Origin of the sequence: Achromobacter animicus (genome assembly GCF_040775605.1) — a bacterium.
GTDB classification, from domain to species: domain Bacteria; phylum Pseudomonadota; class Gammaproteobacteria; order Burkholderiales; family Burkholderiaceae_B; genus Achromobacter; species Achromobacter animicus.
The window spans coordinates 6,103,244-6,122,347 of sequence record NZ_JAYGJK010000001.1; the positions used below are offsets into that span (position 1 = coordinate 6,103,244).

13 protein-coding genes and 4 tRNA genes are annotated in these 19,104 nt (G+C 62.3%); all 17 read right to left on the minus strand.

Annotation, left to right across the window (positions count from 1 at the left end; genetic code table 11):
* Positions 1 to 5: 5 nt before the first annotated feature.
* The 17 genes from rpoC to AB3147_RS28070 all read right to left on the minus strand — a co-directional run bounded on the left by rpoC (position 6) and on the right by AB3147_RS28070 (position 19,097).
* Positions 6 to 4,250, minus strand: coding sequence for a DNA-directed RNA polymerase subunit beta' (gene rpoC / locus AB3147_RS27990; protein ID WP_367353482.1), 4,245 nt, complete (start codon positions 4,248 to 4,250; stop codon positions 6 to 8).
* A complete protein-coding gene (rpoB, locus tag AB3147_RS27995) occupies positions 4,250 to 8,362 on the minus strand; it encodes a DNA-directed RNA polymerase subunit beta (protein ID WP_175124797.1) in 4,113 nt (1,370 codons plus the stop codon). Before rpoB ends, rpoC begins: the two co-directional genes overlap by 1 nt.
* A gap of 161 nt (positions 8,363 to 8,523) precedes the next feature.
* On the minus strand, positions 8,524 to 8,904 hold the full coding sequence (rplL, locus tag AB3147_RS28000; RefSeq protein ID WP_008157777.1) for a 50S ribosomal protein L7/L12: 381 nt from the start codon (positions 8,902 to 8,904) through the stop codon (positions 8,524 to 8,526).
* 81 nt (positions 8,905 to 8,985) lie between these two features.
* Positions 8,986 to 9,510: a 50S ribosomal protein L10 gene (gene rplJ, locus AB3147_RS28005; RefSeq protein WP_056320723.1), complete on the minus strand. Its 525-nt coding sequence runs from the start codon at positions 9,508 to 9,510 to the stop codon at positions 8,986 to 8,988.
* Positions 9,511 to 9,784: 274 nt separating this feature from the next.
* Positions 9,785 to 10,486 carry a 50S ribosomal protein L1 gene (gene rplA, locus AB3147_RS28010; protein WP_056320726.1) on the minus strand — a complete coding sequence of 234 codons (702 nt, stop codon included), beginning with the start codon at positions 10,484 to 10,486 and terminating at the stop codon, positions 9,785 to 9,787.
* 2 nt (positions 10,487 to 10,488) lie between these two features.
* A complete protein-coding gene (gene rplK, locus AB3147_RS28015) occupies positions 10,489 to 10,920 on the minus strand; it encodes a 50S ribosomal protein L11 (RefSeq protein ID WP_056320728.1) in 432 nt (143 codons plus the stop codon).
* 63 nt (positions 10,921 to 10,983) lie between these two features.
* Positions 10,984 to 11,517 carry a transcription termination/antitermination protein NusG gene (gene nusG, locus AB3147_RS28020; protein ID WP_006389586.1) on the minus strand — a complete coding sequence of 178 codons (534 nt, stop codon included), beginning with the start codon at positions 11,515 to 11,517 and terminating at the stop codon, positions 10,984 to 10,986.
* A 9-nt stretch (positions 11,518 to 11,526) separates the two neighbouring features.
* Entirely contained in the window at positions 11,527 to 11,907 is a 381-nt protein-coding gene (gene secE / locus AB3147_RS28025; protein ID WP_046806052.1) for a preprotein translocase subunit SecE, read from the minus strand.
* Positions 11,908 to 11,971: 64 nt separating this feature from the next.
* Positions 11,972 to 12,047, minus strand: a tRNA-Trp gene (locus tag AB3147_RS28030).
* A gap of 117 nt (positions 12,048 to 12,164) precedes the next feature.
* Positions 12,165 to 13,355, minus strand: coding sequence for an elongation factor Tu (tuf, locus tag AB3147_RS28035; protein WP_063953628.1), 1,191 nt, complete (start codon positions 13,353 to 13,355; stop codon positions 12,165 to 12,167).
* 55 nt (positions 13,356 to 13,410) lie between these two features.
* A tRNA-Thr gene (locus AB3147_RS28040) sits at positions 13,411 to 13,485 on the minus strand.
* Positions 13,486 to 13,497: 12 nt separating this feature from the next.
* Positions 13,498 to 13,571: transfer RNA gene (locus AB3147_RS28045), tRNA-Gly, on the minus strand.
* 146 nt (positions 13,572 to 13,717) lie between these two features.
* Positions 13,718 to 13,804: transfer RNA gene (locus tag AB3147_RS28050), tRNA-Tyr, on the minus strand.
* A gap of 113 nt (positions 13,805 to 13,917) precedes the next feature.
* Complete coding sequence (locus AB3147_RS28055) at positions 13,918 to 15,081, minus strand: iron-containing alcohol dehydrogenase (RefSeq protein ID WP_367353483.1); 1,164 nt, start codon at positions 15,079 to 15,081, stop codon at positions 13,918 to 13,920.
* A 24-nt stretch (positions 15,082 to 15,105) separates the two neighbouring features.
* Positions 15,106 to 16,512: an aldehyde dehydrogenase family protein gene (locus tag AB3147_RS28060; RefSeq protein ID WP_218342495.1), complete on the minus strand. Its 1,407-nt coding sequence runs from the start codon at positions 16,510 to 16,512 to the stop codon at positions 15,106 to 15,108.
* 25 nt (positions 16,513 to 16,537) lie between these two features.
* Positions 16,538 to 17,923 (minus strand): glutamine synthetase family protein, encoded by a 1,386-nt coding sequence (locus tag AB3147_RS28065; RefSeq protein WP_175124801.1) that lies wholly within the window; start codon positions 17,921 to 17,923, stop codon positions 16,538 to 16,540.
* Positions 17,924 to 18,095: 172 nt separating this feature from the next.
* Positions 18,096 to 19,097: a Bug family tripartite tricarboxylate transporter substrate binding protein gene (locus tag AB3147_RS28070; protein WP_286896497.1), complete on the minus strand. Its 1,002-nt coding sequence runs from the start codon at positions 19,095 to 19,097 to the stop codon at positions 18,096 to 18,098.
* Between the last annotated feature and the right edge of the window lie 7 nt (positions 19,098 to 19,104).

The window sequence follows — 19,104 nt, forward strand, 5'->3', positions numbered from 1 at the left end:
TCCGCTTATTCGGCGGCGTCGTCGGTACCCACGTCGGAAGCAGGCGTCTCGGCGTCCGAACCCACCGTGACCGGTGCGTCTTCGAACGGGTTGGCCTGCTGGCGAGCGGCTTCGCGTTCCGCCGCCTCCAGCTGTTCCTTGTCGCGGCGTGCATGGTGGTAAGCCAGGCCGGTACCCGCCGGGATGAGGCGGCCGACGATGACGTTTTCCTTCAAGCCACGCAGGTCGTCGCGCTTGCCCATGATGGCGGCTTCGGTCAGGACACGGGTGGTCTCCTGGAACGAAGCAGCCGAGATGAACGAGTCGGTCGACAGCGAGGCCTTCGTGATACCCAGCAGCACGTTGTCGTACGTAGCCGGACGCAGGTCGGCAGCCGTGACGCGGTCGTTTTCGTTCAACAGCTCGGAGCGCTCGACCTGCTCGCCCGGGATGAACTCGGTGTCGCCCGCGTCAACGATGTTCACACGGCGCAGCATCTGACGAACAATCACTTCGATGTGCTTGTCGTTGATCTTCACGCCCTGCAGACGGTAAACGTCCTGCACTTCGTCGACGATGTACGTCGCCAGCTTCTCGATGCCTTGCAGGCGCAGGATGTCGTGGGGATCGGCCGGGCCGTCCACGATCATTTCGCCCTTGTTCACCACCTGGCCGTCGTGCACCAGCACCTGCTTTTCCTTCGGAATCAGGAACTCGTGGCTCACGCCTTCCAGGTCGGTGATGACCAGACGCTGCTTGCCCTTGGTGTCCTTGCCGAACGAAACCGTACCGGTGACGTCGGCGAGCATGCCGGCGTCCTTCGGCGAACGGGCTTCGAACAGTTCGGCCACACGCGGCAGACCGCCGGTAATGTCGCGGGTCTTTTGCGATTCTTGCGGAATACGCGCCAGAACTTCACCGACGGCAACCTGCTGGCCGTCACGCACCGTGATCAGCGCACCCACCGGGAACGAGATGTTCACCGAGTGATCGGTGCCGGCGATCTTGACGTCTTCGCCATTCTCGTTGACCAGCTTGATCTGCGGACGCATGACGATCTTGCCGCCACGGGTCTTCGGCGTGATGACGACGAGCGTCGACAGGCCGGTGACTTCGTCCACCTGCTTGGCAACGGTCACGCCTTCTTCGATGTTCTCGAAGCGGACGGCGCCGCCGTATTCGGACACGATCGGACGGGTCAGCGGATCCCACGTTGCCAGGCGCGCGCCAGCCTTCACGGCTTCGCCATCGCCCACCAGCACGGTCGCGCCGTACGGGATCTTGTGACGTTCGCGTTCGCGGCCGTTGTCGTCGAAGATCGCCAGTTCGCCCGAGCGCGAGATCGCGACACGTTCGCCCTTGGCGTTCGTGACGTAGCGCATCGTGCTGGCAAAACCGACGGTACCGGTCGACTTGGTTTCCACCGCGCTGGCCAGGGCCGAACGCGACGCCGCGCCACCGATGTGGAACGTACGCATCGTGAGCTGCGTGCCCGGTTCACCGATGGACTGGGCAGCGATAACGCCAACTGCCTCGCCCTGGTTGACCGGCGAACCACGACCCAGGTCGCGGCCGTAGCAGTGCGCGCACAGACCATGACGCGTTTCGCAGGTCAGCGGCGTGCGGACCTTGACTTCGTCCACGCCGATGCGGTCGATGGTGTCGACCAGATCTTCGTCCAGCAGGGTGCCGGCGACGATGGCCGTTTCCTGCGTGTCCGGGTTGACGATGTCCACGGCAGCGACGCGGCCGAGGATACGGTCGCGCAGCGGTTCGATGACTTCACCGCCTTCGACCAGGGCCTTCATGTTGTAGCCCTGCGACGTGCCGCAGTCGTCTTCGGTAATGACCAGATCCTGCGTCACGTCGACCAGACGACGGGTCAGGTAACCCGAGTTCGCGGTCTTCAGTGCCGTATCGGCCAGACCCTTACGCGCACCGTGAGTGGAAATGAAGTACTGGAGTACGTTCAGGCCTTCACGGAAGTTTGCGGTAATGGGCGTTTCGATAATCGAGCCGTCCGGCTTGGCCATCAGGCCGCGCATACCGGCCAGCTGGCGGATCTGGGCAGCCGAACCGCGGGCGCCCGAGTCAGCCATCATGTAGATGGAGTTGAAGGACTCCTGGCGCACTTCCTCGCCGTGACGGTTGATCACGGGCTCGGTGGCCAGTTGTTCCATCATCGCCTTGCCGACCTTGTCGCCAGCCTTGCCCCAGATGTCCACAACGTTGTTGTAGCGCTCTTGGGACGTGACCAGACCCGACGAGTACTGCTTGTCGATTTCCTTCACTTCGCGGCTGGCTTCGGCCAGGATGCCTTCCTTGGCGGTCGGGATCAGCATGTCGCCCATGGCGATCGAGATACCGCCGCGCGTGGCCAGGCGGAAGCCCGACTGCATCAGCTTGTCGGCGAAGATCACCGTGTCGCGCAGGCCGCAGCGGCGGAACGACTGGTTGATCAGACGCGAGATTTCCTTCTTCTTCAGCGCCTTGTTCAGGACGGTGAAGGGCAGGCCCTTGGGCAGGATCTCGGACAGCAGCGCGCGGCCGACCGTCGTCTCGTGACGGCGGATGACCGGTTGCCATTCGCCGTTCTCGTCGCGCTCATGTTCCTTCAGGCGCACGGTGATGCGGCTTTGCAGCTCGACTTCGTTGTTGTCGTAGGCGCGCTGGACTTCAGCGACGTCCATGAAGAAGATGCCTTCGCCACGGCCGTTGATGCGCTCGCGGGTCGTGTAGTACAGACCCAGCACGATGTCTTGCGACGGCACGATCGACGGTTCGCCGTTGGCCGGGAACAGCACGTTGTTGGACGCGAGCATCAGCGTGCGCGCTTCCAGCTGGGCTTCCAGCGACAGCGGCACGTGAACGGCCATCTGGTCACCGTCGAAGTCGGCGTTGAACGCCGCGCAAACCAGCGGGTGCAGCTGGATGGCCTTGCCTTCGATCAGCACCGGCTCGAACGCCTGGATGCCCAGACGGTGCAGCGTCGGCGCACGGTTCAGCATGACCGGGTGTTCGCGGATGACTTCTTCCAGGATGTCCCAGACCACCGGTTCCTGGCTTTCGACCAGTTTCTTGGCAGCCTTGATGGTCGTGGCCAGGCCCATCATCTCCAGACGATTGAAGATGAACGGCTTGAACAGTTCCAGGGCCATCAGCTTGGGCAGACCGCACTGATGCAGCTTGAGCTGCGGACCCACCACGATGACCGAACGGCCCGAGTAGTCGACGCGCTTGCCCAGCAGGTTCTGACGGAAACGACCGCTCTTGCCCTTGATCATGTCGGCCAGGGACTTGAGCTGGCGCTTGTTGGCGCCCGTCATGGCCTTGCCACGGCGGCCGTTGTCCAGCAGCGAGTCGACTGCTTCCTGCAGCATGCGCTTTTCGTTGCGCAGGATGATTTCAGGCGCCTTGAGCTCGAGCAGACGCTTCAGACGGTTGTTGCGGTTGATGACGCGGCGGTACAGGTCGTTCAGGTCGGAGGTCGCGAAGCGGCCGCCGTCCAGCGGCACCAGCGGACGCAGGTCCGGCGGCAGCACGGGCAGCACTTCCATGACCATCCACTCGGCCTTGATGCCAGACTTCTGGAAGCCTTCCAGCACCTTCAGGCGCTTGGAGATCTTCTTGATCTTGGCTTCCGAGCTGGTGGCCTTCAGTTCGCCGCGCAGCGTTTCCACTTCGCGGTCGATGTCGATGGTGCGCAGCAGTTCGCGCACGGCTTCGGCGCCCATCAGGGCACGGAAGTCGTCGCCGTATTCCTCGGTCTTGGCCAGGAAATCGTCGTCCGACATGATCTGGCCGCGCTTGAGCGGCGTCATGCCGGGTTCGATCACGCACCAGGCTTCGAAGTACAGCACGCGTTCGATGTCGCGCAGGGTCATGTCGAGCACCATGCCCAGACGCGACGGCAGGCTCTTCAGGAACCAGATGTGCGCGACGGGGCTGGCCAGCTCGATGTGGCCCATGCGTTCACGGCGAACCTTGGCGACGGTGACTTCAACGCCGCACTTTTCGCAGATCACGCCACGGTGCTTCAGGCGCTTGTACTTGCCGCACAGGCACTCGTAGTCTTTGATCGGGCCAAAGATCTTGGAGCAGAACAGGCCGTCACGCTCGGGCTTGAACGTGCGGTAGTTGATCGTCTCGGGCTTGCGGACTTCGCCGTAGGACCACGAACGGATCTTCTCGGGCGAGGCGATGCCGATCTTGATGGCATCGAACTGCTCGTCTTGAGAGACTTGCTTAAAGAGGTCGAGTAGCGCTTTCATTAGTTACGCTCCAAATCCATGTCCAGGGCCAACGAGCGGATTTCCTTGACCAGAACGTTGAACGATTCCGGCATGCCGGCGTCGATCACGTGGTCGCCCTTGACGATGTTCTCGTAAACCTTGGTACGACCGTTGATGTCGTCCGACTTCACCGTCAGCATTTCCTGCAGGGTGTAGGCGGCGCCGTATGCTTCCAGCGCCCACACTTCCATTTCCCCGAAACGCTGGCCGCCGAACTGCGCCTTGCCGCCCAGCGGCTGCTGGGTCACGAGCGAGTACGGGCCGGTGGAACGGGCGTGCATCTTGTCGTCGACCAAGTGGTGCAGCTTCAGGTAGTGCATGTAGCCGACAGTCACGGGGCGCTCGAATTGCTCGCCCGTGCGGCCGTCGAACAGCCATGCCTGCGTACGCGAAGGCGTCAGCGCCATGCGCTCGGCGACGTCATCCGGATAGGCCAGTTCCAGCATCTTGGTGATTTCCTCTTCGGTCGCGCCGTCGAAGACGGGCGTCGCGAACGGCACGCCGTTCTTGAGGTTCTGGGCCATCTCCATGACTTCGTCATCGGTCAGTTCGTCGATGCGCGCGCCGGAGCCGGTCGTGTTGTAGACCTTGTCCAGATAAGCGCGGACGTTCTTGACCTGCGCCGTGCGCTCGTCACGCAGCATGTCGGCGATGCGATGGCCAACACCCTTGGCAGCCCAGCCCAAGTGAACTTCCAGCACCTGGCCGACGTTCATCCGCGAGGGCACGCCCAGCGGGTTCAGAACGATGTCGGCCGGCGTGCCGTCAGCCATGTGGGGCATGTCTTCCACCGGGGTGATGCGCGAGACCACACCCTTGTTGCCGTGACGACCTGCCATCTTGTCGCCAGGCTGCAGACGACGCTTCACGGCCAGGTAGACCTTGATCATCTTCAGCACGCCCGGGGGCAGCTCGTCGCCTTGCGTCAGCTTCTTGCGCTTCTCTTCGAAGGCCAGATCGAACTGGTGACGCTTCTGCTCGAGCGATTCCTTGGCCTGTTCCAGCACGACAGCGTGCGGCTCATCGGCCAGACGGATGTCGAACCACTGCCAGCGATCCAGGTCGGCCAGGTAGGCCTTGGTGATCGTCGCGCCCTTGGCCAGCTTGCGCGGGCCGCCGTTGACGGTCTTGTTGACCAGCATCTTTTCGATACGGTCAAACTGGTCGTTTTCAACGATGCGCAGCTGGTCGTTCAGGTCCTGGCGATAGCGGCGCAGTTCATCGTCGATGATGGACTGAGCGCGCTTGTCGCGCACGATGCCTTCACGCGTGAACACCTGCACGTCGATCACGGTGCCGGTCATGCCCGAAGGCACGCGCAGCGAGGTGTCCTTAACGTCGGACGCCTTTTCACCGAAGATGGCGCGCAGCAGCTTTTCTTCCGGCGTCAGCTGGGTTTCGCCCTTGGGCGTGACCTTGCCGACCAGCACGTCGTCGGCGCTGACTTCGGCGCCGATGTAGGTGATGCCGGAATCGTCCAGACGGTTCAACTGCGTTTCAGCCAGGTTGCTGATGTCGCGGGTGATTTCTTCCGGTCCGAGCTTCGTGTCGCGAGCGACAACCGTCAGTTCCTCGATGTGCACCGAGGTGTAGCGGTCATCCGCCACGACCTTTTCGGAGATCAGGATCGAGTCTTCGAAGTTGTAGCCGTTCCAGGGCATGAACGCGATCAGCATGTTCTGACCCAGGGCGAGTTCGCCCAGGTCGGTCGATGCGCCGTCAGCCAGCACGTCGCCCTTGGCAACGCGGTCGCCACGCTTGACGATCGGACGCTGGTTGATGTTCGTGTTCTGGTTGGAACGCGTGTACTTGATCAGGTTGTAGATGTCGACGCCCACTTCGCCGGCGACGTTTTCTTCGTCGTTCACGCGAATCACGACGCGCTCGGCGTCGACGTGGTCGACCAGACCGCCACGCAGCGCCTGCACGGTGGTGCCCGAGTCAACGGCCACGGTGCGCTCGATACCCGTACCCACGACCGGCTTTTCCGGGCGCAGGCAAGGCACGGCCTGACGTTGCATGTTGGCGCCCATCAGTGCGCGGTTCGCGTCGTCGTGCTCGAGGAACGGAATCAGCGAGGCAGCGACCGACACGATCTGCGACGGAGCAACGTCCATGTAGTGCACGTTGGCCGGGGCGGTCAGCATCGTTTCGCCAGCTTCACGGCAGGCGACCAGGTCGTCAACGAAACGGCCTTCTTCGTCGAGCGCGGCGTTGGCCTGCGCGATGACGTAGTGGCTTTCTTCGATGGCCGACAGGTAGTCGATCTGGTCGCTGACGCGGCCATCGACAATCTTGCGGTAAGGCGTTTCCAGGAAGCCGTACTCGTTCAAGCGAGCGTACAGCGCCATGGAGTTGATCAGACCGATGTTCGGGCCTTCCGGCGTTTCGATCGGGCAGACGCGGCCGTAGTGGGTCGGGTGCACGTCGCGGACTTCAAAGCCGGCGCGCTCGCGGGTCAGACCGCCCGGGCCCAGTGCGGAAACACGACGCTTGTGCGTGATTTCCGACAGCGGGTTGGTCTGGTCCATGAACTGCGAGAGCTGGCTCGAACCGAAGAACTCCTTGATGGCAGCCGAGATCGGCTTGGAGTTGATCAGGTCGTGCGGCATCAGGTTTTCCGTCTCGGCCTGGCCCAGACGTTCCTTGACGGCGCGCTCGACGCGCACGAGACCGGCGCGGAACTGGTTTTCGGCCAGTTCGCCCACGCAACGCACGCGGCGGTTGCCCAAGTGATCGATGTCATCGATCTGGCCACGGCCGTTACGCAGCTCAACCAGCACCTTGATGGTTTCAAGGATGTCTTCGTTGGTCAGCGTCATCGGACCGGTGATGTCCTCACCACGGCCCAGACGGCTGTTGACCTTCATGCGGCCGACGCGCGACAGGTCGTATGTCTCTTCGCTGTAGAACAGACGCTGGAACAGCGCTTCCACCGCTTCTTCGGTGGGCGGCTCGCCAGGACGCATCATGCGGTAGATGGCAACGCGCGCGGCCATCTGGTCGGCGGTTTCATCGGTACGCAGCGTTTGCGAGATGTAGGGACCGCGGTCCAGGTCGTTGGTGTACAGCGCCTGGAAATCGTGCACGTTGGCGGCGCGCAGGGCGCCCAGCACGCTTTCCGTGATCTCGTCGTTGGCGTTGGCGATGACTTCGCCGGTGTCTTCATCGACGATGTTCTTGGCCAGCACGCGGCCGTACAGGAAATCTTCCGGCACGGAGATGCGCTGGATGCCGCCGGCAGCCAGGTCGCGCAGGTGCTTGGCGTTGATGCGTTTGTCTTTTTCGACGATCACCTTGCCCGAACGGTCGGCGATGTCGAAACGGGCCATTTCGCCCTTCCAGCGCTCAGGCACGAATTCCATCATCGCGCCTTCGCTCTTCAGTTCGAAGTTGTCGAAGTCGAAGAAGTTGGCCAGGATGGATTCCGGCGTCATGCCGATGGCCTTGCACAGGATCGTGACAGGCATCTTGCGACGGCGATCGACGCGGAAGAACAGGACGTCCTTCGGGTCGAATTCGAAGTCCAGCCACGAGCCGCGGTAAGGAATCACGCGGGCCGAGAACAGGAGCTTGCCCGAGCTGTGCGTCTTGCCGCGGTCGTGTTCGAAGAACACGCCCGGCGAACGGTGCAGCTGCGAAACGATGACACGCTCCGTGCCGTTGATGACGAAGGAACCCGTGCCCGTCATGAGCGGAATTTCGCCCATGTAGACTTCCTGTTCCTTCACTTCCTTCACGGTGGGCTTGCTGACTTCGCGGTCAAGCAGCACCAGGCGGACCTTGGCTCGCAGGGGCGAGGCATAGGTCAGGCCACGTTGCTGACATTCCTTGACATCGAACACCGGTTCGCCGAGCACGTAGCTCACGAACTCCAAGCGCGCCATACCGTTGTGACTAACGATCGGGAAAATCGACGAGAACGCCGCCTGCAAACCGTCGGCTACGCGTTCGGACGGGGCGGTATCCGCCTGCAGGAAAGTTAGGTAGGATTGAAGCTGAGTCGCCAAAAGGAAGGGAACGTTTTGAACGTCTTCACGCTTGGCGAAGCTTTTGCGGATGCGCTTTTTTTCGGTGTACGAGTAAGGCATGAGCACTCCGACTCGAGGTTGCATGGGCCGTCAACCACGGCCCCAGGTGATACGACTCCAGGAAACCCCACTGAATGGGCATACCCTCAGTAGGGGTTTCCTGGAAACGCAAAAGCCCGGGGACTGCAAACTGTGCTGTCCCCGGGCAGTTGACGCAGGTCTTACTTGACTTCGACCTTGGCGCCAGCTTCTTCCAGCTTCTTCTTGGCGGCTTCGGCGTCAGCCTTGGCCACAGCTTCCTTGACGGGCTTCGGAGCGCCGTCGACCAGGTCCTTGGCTTCCTTCAGACCCAGACCGGTCAGCTCGCGCACGGCCTTGATGACGCTGACCTTGTTCGCGCCGGCTTCTTGCAGGACGACGGTGAACTCGGTTTGCTCTTCAGCAGCGGCGGCAGCGCCACCAGCGGCGGGAGCAGCAACAGCGACGGCAGCGGCAGCAGCCGACACGCCGAACTTCTCTTCCATTTCCTTGATCAGCTCGGACAGCTCGAGCACGGTCATGCCAGCGATGGCGTCAAGGATTTCAGCTTTGTTAAGTGCCATTTTTCAGAACTCCAAATATTTTGGTAATGCCAGGGTTTGGGTGTCGCTTCGTCGTTCAGCGAATTCCGGACAGCAGGGCGATTAGGCCGCTGCCTTCTGGTCGCGCACGGCAGCGAGGCCACGGGCGAACTTGGTCGGAACTTCGTTGAGCGTACGCACGAATTGCGCGATGGGGGCTTGCATGGTGCCAAGCAGCTTCGACAGCAACTCTTCGCGCGAGGGCATGGTGGCCAGAGCCTTCACACCTTCTTGGTTCAGCAAGTTGTTGGGCAGAGCGCCCGCCTTGATGACCAGCTTGTCGTTGCTTTTCGCGAAGCCAGCGATGACCTTGGCCGCCGCGACCGGATCGGTGCTGATGCCATAGATCAGCGGACCGGTCAGTTGCTCAGCCAACGGCTCGAAAGCCGTGCCGGCAACAGCACGACGGGCCAGCGAGTTCTTCAGAACACGCAGATACACGCCCGATTCACGCGCAGTTTTGCGCAGTACGGTGACAGAGGCGACGTCCAGACCACGGTACTCAGCGATAACAATCGATTGGGCCTTGGCGACTTCCGCCGAGACTTCCTCGATTACCACCGCTTTCTCTTGACGATTGAGACTCACGGTTTGAACACTCCATCAAAAGACGCCTGGGGCCGGAGCCTTGCGCGTCAACCGAATGCGGCGCCTGGACGAGTTCTTCGGGTAAAGAAATCTTCCTGGGGACGCCGTCTACGCTGGATCCGGACTATGCGAGCTCCGGGATTAAGCGGGGCAGCGGCGATGCTGCTTTCCTTGCGGAAGGAAGAATCCCTTCCACTGCCCTGCTCCAGCGGTCTTTGACAGCAACATCCGGAGGGGTCCGGATGCAGCCCAAAGTACGTTTACTGCTGTTGGCTTAGTTGGAAGCCGACAGCGAGGCAATTTCCACACGCGCACCGCCGCCCATCGTGGACGAAACGGCGAGCTTGCGCAGGTAAATGCCCTTGGCAGCTGCGGGACGCGCCTTTTGCAGGGCGTCGACCAGAGCGGCCAGGTTGGTTTGCAGCTGTTCCACGCCGAACGACGCACGGCCGATCGTCGCGTGGATGATGCCGGCCTTGTCGGTACGGTACTGAACCTGACCGGCCTTGGCGTTCTTGACAGCGGTTGCGACGTCGGGGGTCACGGTGCCGACCTTCGGGTTCGGCATCAGGCCGCGCGGGCCCAGGATCTGACCCAGGGCGCCGACGACACGCATCGTGTCGGGCGAGGCGATGACGACGTCAAAGTCCATTTGACCGGCCTTGATGCTGTCAGCCAGGTCGTCCAGACCAACGATGTCAGCGCCAGCAGCCTTGGCGGCTTCAGCCTTGTCGCCTTGGGCGAACACGGCGACGCGAACCGACTTGCCGGTGCCGGCGGGCAGCACAACCGAACCGCGGACCAGTTGGTCCGACTTCTTCGGGTCGATGCCGAGTTGCACGGCCACGTCAATGGATTCATTGAACTTGGCGACGGCGGTTTCCTTGACCAGGGTCAGGGCTTCAGCGACCGGGTACAGCTTGGTGCGGTCGATCTTTTGTGCAATAGCGGCGGCGCGCTTGGACAACTTTGCCATGATTAGATCCCCTCAACCGTGATGCCCATGCTGCGGGCGCTGCCAGCGATCGTGCGCACTGCGGCTTCCAGATCGGCGGCGGTCAGGTCGGGACCCTTGGCCTTGGCGATTTCTTCAGCTTGTGCGCGCGTCAGCGTGCCGACCTTGTCGGTATGCGGCTTGGGCGAACCCTTTTGCACGCCAGCGGCCTTCTTGATGAGGACCGTCGCGGGCGGGGTCTTCATGATGAAGGTGAAGCTCTTGTCCGCGAAGGCGGTGATCACCACCGGAATCGGCAGACCAGGCTCCATGCCTTGGGTCTTGGCGTTGAACGCCTTGCAGAATTCCATGATGTTCAGGCCACGCTGACCCAGAGCCGGGCCAATCGGGGGGGAGGGGTTAGCCTTACCAGCCGGCACTTGCAGCTTGATAAAGCCGACGATCTTCTTCGCCATGCTTTGCTCCTTGCGGGTTATATCGCCCTGGCCTGTGCGGACGGGGCTCCCCGGGGGTTAATTTCAGGTCTTTTCGACCTGGCTGAAATCGAGCTCGACGGGCGTGGCGCGACCAAAAATGGTGACGGACACACGAACCTTGCTCTTTTCGTAGTTGACTTCTTCGACGTTGCCGTTGAAGTCCGCAAACGGACCTTCCTTGACCCGAACCATCTCGCCCACTTCGAACAGGATCTTGGGGCGGGGTTTCTCGACGCCCTCTTCCATCTGGGAGAGGATCTTTTCGACTTCCTTTTCGGAAATCGGGGTCGGACGATTGCCCGAGCCGCCCAAAAAGCCGGTGACTCGGTTGGTGTTCTTGACCAAATGCCACGTTTCGTCGGTCAGGTCCATTTCAACCAGGACGTAACCGGGGAAAATGCGGCGCTCGGTAATCGACTTCTGACCGCCCTTGACCTCGACGACTTCTTCGGAGGGCACAAGAATGCGGCCAAAAGACGTTTGCAGGCCCGCGCGCTCGATGCGCTCGTTCAGGGCCTTGTGTACGCTTTTTTCCATGCCGGAGTACACATGGACGACATACCAACGCTTACTCATTTGCCGTCCTTATTTCCAGCCCAGCAGCAGGCCGTAGAGAATCCATTCGATGCCCTTGTCGAGCACCCACATGAAAATGCCCATGACCGCGACAAACGCAAAAACGATACCCGTCATCTGGGTCGTTTCCTTGCGAGTGGGCCACGCGACACGCTTGACTTCGTTGTAGGACTCGCTGGCAAAGCTCAGGGTACGGCGACCGGGTTCGCTGAACCAGGCGATCGCAGCTGCGATCACGAGGCCGCCGACGAACACACCGATACGAGCGGGCATCGGCTGTGCGCTAAGCACGGAAAACCCGACGATGCCAGCAATAACGACGAGAACCGCCAGCCCGAGCTTGACCCGGTCGGCGGTACTGGTTACGGTTTCAACGCTGGTATTAGACATATTGCGACGCGAGCCGCCGTGAATGCGTAACTCGCGATGATCTCCCGCGGGTTTATCCTGGCGGTGGCAGGGGCAGTAGGAATCGAACCTACAACCTTCGGTTTTGGAGACCGACGCTCTGCCAATTGAGCTATGCCCCTAAACACATCAAACTCTTGTTCCGCCTGCATCGGCTCGCGGAACCATACATAGTACTACTTTTACAGCAAAGATGGATAGAGGGGCATGAATGCCCACCCTACCCATCCGGGTATTGCTTACTTCAGGATCTTGGCGACGACGCCGGCGCCGACGGTACGACCGCCTTCACGGATGGCGAAACGCAGACCTTCTTCCATGGCGATCGGGGCCAGCAGCTTGACGGTCATCGTCACGTTGTCGCCCGGCAGAACCATTTCCTTGTCGGCCGGCAGGTCGATCGTGCCGGTCACGTCCGTCGTGCGGAAGTAGAACTGGGGACGATAGCCGTTGAAGAACGGGGTGTGGCGGCCGCCTTCTTCCTTGGACAGGATGTACACCTCGGACGTGAAGTCCGTGTGCGGGGTGATCGAGCCCGGCTTGGCCAGAACTTGACCGCGCTGGACGTCTTCACGCTTGGTGCCGCGCAGCAGGATGCCCACGTTGTCGCCGGCTTGACCTTGGTCCAGCAGCTTGCGGAACATTTCCACGCCCGTGCAGGTCGTCTTGACCGTCGGAACGATACCGACGATTTCGATTTCTTCGCCGACCTTGATGATGCCGCGTTCGATACGGCCGGTCACCACGGTGCCGCGACCCGAGATCGAGAACACGTCTTCAACGGGCATCAGGAACGCGCCGTCGATGGCACGCTCAGGCGTCGGGATGTACGAATCCAGCGCAGCAGCCAGCGACAGGATGGCCTGTTCGCCCAGTTCGCCCTTGTCGCCTTCCAGCGCCAGCTTGGCCGAACCCTTGACGATCGGGGTGTCGTCGCCCGGGAAGTCGTACTTGGACAGCAGTTCGCGAACTTCCATTTCCACCAGCTCGAGCAGCTCGGCGTCGTCAACCATGTCAGCCTTGTTCAGGAAGACGATGATGTACGGCACGCCAACCTGGCGGCTCAGCAGGATGTGCTCACGCGTTTGCGGCATGGGGCCGTCAGCGGCCGACACGACCAGGATCGCGCCGTCCATCTGGGCAGCGCCCGTGATCATGTTCTTGACGTAGTCAGCGTGGCCCGGGCAGTCAACGTGCGCGTAGTGACGCGTTTCCGTTTCGTACTCGACGTGGGCCGTGTTGATCGTGATGCCGCGGGCCTTTTCTTCAGGAGCTGCATCGATCTGGTCGTAGCCCTTGGCTTCGCCGCCGAACTTGGTCGACAGAACGGTCGTGATCGCCGCCGTCAACGTCGTTTTGCCGTGGTCAACGTGACCAATCGTACCCACGTTCACGTGCGGCTTGGTACGTTCAAACTTGCCTTTTGCCATGGCTGACTCCTGACCTGGATTGCGCTTCTGACTGAAGAAAAGAATTTGGAATTTGTGGTGCCCATGGCGCGGATCGAACGCGCGACCTCTCCCTTACCAAGGGAGTGCTCTACCACTGAGCCACATGGGCATTTAAAAATCTTGGAGCGGGTGAAGGGAATCGAACCCTCGTCGTAAGCTTGGAAGGCTTCTGCTCTACCATTGAGCTACACCCGCGGCAAACCCTTTCACCTTCTCGCTTCCCAACCCTTCGAAACGTAGGCCCTTTAAACTTTGCCGCCTTCTTTGCGAAGGCCGCCCAGTTTTTCGGGCCTTACATTGCAAATCCAGGCTAACCGCGCCTGGATTTAGGTATGGGTCTCTGGTGGAGGAGGTTGGATTCGAACCAACGTAGGCGCAAGGCCAACAGATTTACAGTCTGCCCCCTTTAACCACTCGGGCACCCCTCCAGCGGAGAACTTGAGATTATGAACACTTTCAAATCCGCTGTCAAACCATTCGGACGAAGAATTCAAAATTTCAGTTCCACCTCCGCCGCGTTTCCGCGCAGAGGGGGCGAAGCTTACAGGTTTCCGCGAATTGCTGCACGGAAAAGCTGAGAATATTTTTCTGCGGAGAAATTTACCGGGTTGGTTCCGGCGGACGGATCCTGGCTCGCCATGTGCCCTACCCGCTCGGCCTGGGCATCGTCCAAGCCGATTTCCGCCAGCGTGTGGGGGATGCCGACTGCCTGGCGCAGCCCCAGCACCCACTCAAGCACCGCCCCGGGTCCCTGCTGCGGCAGGCCGAGGTAGCGAGCGAGCGCTTCAAGACGCGGCGCGACCGCATGCTCGTTGGCTTTCAAGACATAAGGCATGAGGATGGCGTTGAGCATCCCGTGGTGTGCGTCATACAGCGCGCCAAGCGGATGTGCGAGCGCGTGCATCGCGCCCAGGCCGCGCTGAAACGCGGTGGCGCCCATACATGAGGCGGTAAACATCTGCTGACGCGCCTGCAGGTCGGCGCCATCGGCGACGGCCTGCGGCAGATACTCCTTGATGAGGCGCATGCCTTCGAGAGCGATGCCGGCCGCCATGGGATGAAAGACCGGCGAACAATAGGCCTCGAGATTGTGCGATAGCGCATCCATGCCCGTGGCAGCCGTGATTTTCGGCGGCAGGCCGACCGTGAGTTCGGCGTCCAGGATCACGATGGACGGCAGCATGCGGGCGTGGAAGATGATGCGCTTTACTTGCGCGGCCTCATCGGTGATGACGGAGGCGCGCCCGACTTCGGAACCCGTGCCCGCGGTGGTGGGCGCGGCCACGACGGGCGCCATGGCGGCGGCATTGACGCGCAGGTGGTTGTCGCCGATGTCTTCGAAGTCCCATAGGGGCCGGTCCTGCCCGGCCATCAATGCAATGGCCTTTGCCGCATCAAGCGCGGAGCCGCCGCCGAATGCGATCACACCATCATGTTGCCCTCGCCTGAACGCAGCCACGCCGTCATCGACGTTGCGACCGGTCGGATTGCCCTTGATGTCGTGGAACACCACGCAATTCAGCTCTGCATCGCGGCATGCGCTTACCGCGTCGCGAACCATGGGCAACGCAGCGAGCCCTGGATCCGTCACGAGCAATGGGCGTGTCATGCCGAGCTCGCGGCAATAGCCCGCAAGCTCCTTGATGCGCCCGGGGCCTGCCTTGATGTTGGTGGGATAGTTCCAGTTGACGGCGGGGACGGTCATGATGCGAATCCTGATGGCGCGGCGTCAGAGGCTGCGCAGATGAAAAGACTTGGGCTGCGTGAGCTGTTCGTATCCGACGGCCGACAAGGACACGCCCCGTCCCGATTGTTTGACGCCCGTCCACGCCAGCGCCGGATCGAGGTAGTCGCAGCGGTTCATGAAGAACGTGCCGGTGCGCAGCTGCCTGCCGATACGCAACGCGGCGGCTTCGTCCTGCGTATAGGCCGCGGCGGTCAATCCATACGGACTGTCGTTCATCAGCGCAATGGCTTGATCGTCGCTGTCGACCGGCATGATGCCAACCACCGGACCAAAGCATTCGTCGCTCATGATGCGCATCCGGTGGTCAACCTGAGTCAGTAAAGCGGGCGCCACATAACACGAGCTTTTGCTCATAGATGAGCCTTCACTCGCATTTTTGAAATGCGAGTGATCAATCAGATTTACCGCACCTGAACTGACCGCCTGTTCGATGACGTCGAGAATCTCTGCCGCCGCGCGGGCACGCACAACGGGACCAAGCGTCGTGTCCGGCTGCAGCGGATTGCCCAGCACGTAGCGGTGCGTCAAGGCAACAGCGCGCTCGACAAACGCGTCATGTACGCCGCGCGCCACGTAAATGCGCTGGATGCCGCAACAGGACTGGCCGGCATTGAAGAAAGCGCCGTCGACCAAAGACTCTGCCGCCGCGTCAAGGTCGGCGTCTTCTCGCACATAGGCCGGATCGTTTCCGCCCAACTCCAGCCCGACGCCGATGAAGCGGCCCGCCGCACTTTTCTCGACGACGCGCCCTCCCCGCACCGAGCCGGTAAAGGACACATGGCCGATCTCGGGAGCGCAAATCAGCCGCTGGGTGATGTCGTGGCTGGCGTGCAGGTATTGAAAGACGCCTCTCGGCGCCCCCGCGTCTCGAAACGCGCGATCGATGAGTTCCGCGCACAGCGGCGTCTGGTCCGAATGCTTGAGGATGACGGTGTTGCCCGCCATCAACGCGGGCACGATGCTGTTCACCGCGGTCAGCAAGGGATAGTTCCACGGCGCGATGGTGAGCGCCACGCCGATGGGCTCGCGGCTGATGAAACGTGTGAAGCCGGCTTGCGCGGGCGCGGCGATGGGTGCGAGCGCTGTTTCCGCGATGTCGATCATGTGACGCGCCCGGGCCGCAAAGCCGTCCACCTCGCCGGGCGCGTGGCGCAACGGGCGGCCCATCTGGATGGTGATGGCGCGCGCGATCTCATCCTTGGCCGCCACGAAATGCGCCACGGCGGCCTCGACGATGCGCCCCCGCGCGGTGATGCCGAGCGCGTGCCATTCCGGCTGCGCGCCCTGTGCGTTGGCCAGCGCCTGCGCGATCTGCGCATCGCTGGCATATGCGCGGCGGACGACCTCGCGTCCGTCTATCGGGCTGATGGTGATCAGTTCGTCGGTCATGGCGGCCCTGGTGGCGATGAACAGTTCAGATGATTTCGAAGTAGCGCGCCAACTCCCAATCGGTCACATGGCGCCGGAACTGCCGCTCTTCCCACTCGCGCGTCGCGGCATAGTGCTCGACGAACGCGTCGCCAAACAGCTGACGCGCCGCTTCAGATGCGCGGAGACGCTGCGCGGCCTCCCACAAGGTGGTGGGCAGATGCAGATGCGCCGGAAACTCCTGCGTGTAGGCGTTGCCCTGCACCATCGGCTCGGGCGTCAGTCCCTGTTCGATGCCGTGCAACCCGGACGCCAGCGCCGCGGCCAGGGCCAGATAGGGATTGGCGTCGGCCGAGCCGATGCGCACTTCGACGCGCTGCGATTTGTCGCTGCCCGGAATGAGCCGCAGCGCCGTCGTCCTGTTTTCCATGCCCCAGGTGGCGTCCAGCGGGGCCCAGTAGCCGGGCACCAGGCGCGAATAGCTGTTGATGGTCTGCGCGTACAACGCGGTGAACTCGGGCAGATAGTGCTGCACACCCGCCATGAAGGCGGCCTGCGTGCTGCTGACCCCATGCGGCTGCGACTCGTCGAAGAAGGCCGATCGATCCGTGTCGTGGTGGCGCAGCGACAGATGGATGTGGCCGCTCTGTCCGGGATGCTCGTGCGACCACTTCGCCATGAAGGTAGCCATCAGTCCGTTCTGCTGCGCGAGCGCCTTGGTGAAGGTCTTGAACAGAAATGCCTTGTCGGCCGCGGCCGCCGCCCGGTCCACGGCAAGCGCCGCTTCCAGCACGCCCGGGCCGGTTTCGGTGTGGAGGCCTTCGATGGGCATGTCCATGCGTTCGCACAGGTCGAGCAGCTTGCGGTAGAAGTCTCCCTCGACCGTGCTGCGCAGCACCGAGTATCCGAAATTGCCCGGCGTCCAATTCTCCATGTTGCGGTAGTGCTTTGCGCGGACCGAGTGCGGTGTCTCGCGGAACATGAAGAACTCATATTCCAGTGCGGCGTAGACGTCATAGCCCATGTCCGCGGCGCGATCGATCACGCGGTGCAGCAGGCGGCGCGGGCAGATGGCGGCGGCATCGCCTTCGAATTCGGCCAGGAACAGCAGCATGTCCTCGCCGCCGGGGCCTTGCTCCAAAGGAAGCCGCCGCGCGCTCTGCGGCACGATCCGCATTTTTGCATCGGGGTATGCCGTGTGCCAGCCGGTGTAGCGAGTGTTGTCGTAGAGCTGGTCGTCGAGGTCCCATCCAAGGACCACGTCGCAAAACGCGAGGCCGGATCGCAATGCGCCCAGAAACTTGTCGCGCCGCAGGTACTTGCCCAGCATGACGCCGTCAACGTCGGACAGGCCCACCTTGATATGCGAGAGCGGGCTGGATTGGACCAGCCGCTCTGCGTCTTCCAGCGTTGCTACCCCTAGTGCGTGCATGCTTGTTCACCTTGTGGCTGAAGCGTTGCGCGGGACTGCACGTTTTTCCAGTCTAGTCACGATGCCACATGTTGGCAAACGTGCCGTGCCCTGTAATTGAACGGCATCCCTGCTGGCTCGCCCTGCACACACACGCCGCTCCCCGGGGTTTCCCTAGGGTGCGCAAACGCGTTCAGTCCAGCGACACGCCCGCCGTCTTCACCATTTCGGCCCAGTACGCGGTGTCCTGCTGCAGCCGGCTCTTGAAGGCGTCCGGCGCGCTGCCGACGGGTTGGCTTCCGCCGCTGTTGATCTTGGCGATCACGGCGGGCGACTTCATGGCGCGGTCCACGGCCTGCGCCAGGTACGCAACGCGCTCGGGCGGCGTGCCGGCGGGTGCGAAGAGGCCGTACCAGTCGTCGGCGGTGATGCCTTCAAGTCCGGCCTGCTTCAACGTGGGTGCGCGCTTGAACACGCCGACGCCGTCGCCATGGCTCATGGCGAGGATCTGCAGTTTTCCGGCGGCCACCATAGGCTCGGCCGATGCAGGTGACGTGATCAGCATGTCGACGGTACCGCCCAGGAGATCCGTCACGGCGGGCGCGGCGCCGCGGTACGGCACATGCACCAGCTTGACGTCGGCCTTCTTGGACACCAGCGCGCCCATCAGGTGGCTCATCGTGCCGTTGCCGGGCGTGGCATACGTAATGACACCCGGCTGCTTGCGTGCCGCTGCCAGATAGGCGTCCAGCGTCTTGTACGGCCCGTCCGCGCGCGACACGAGCACGAGCGGCGCCGAGGTGATCTGCGAGATCGGCACGAAGTCCTTGAGCGGATCGAAGCCCACATTCTTGTACAAGCGCGGATTGACGGCCATGACACTGGTCTGCGACATCACGAGCGTGTAGCCGTCGGGCTTGGCGCGCGAGACCTGCGCGGTGCCGACGTTGCCGCCCGCCCCCGAACGGTTCTCGACCACCACGCTCTGGCCCGTGATGGCGCCCAGTTCCTGCGCGATCAGACGCGCAACGCCGTCGTTGCCGCCGCCGGGAGGAAACGGCGAGACCACGGTGATGGCCTGCTTCGGATAGTCCGCCAACGGCGCTGGCGCCTGCGCGTGCGCCGTGACGCTCCACAACAAGCCGGCCATCGCGGCGGCGGCGGTCTTGCAAGCGTGCAATGCGTGTTGCTTCATCTGGATT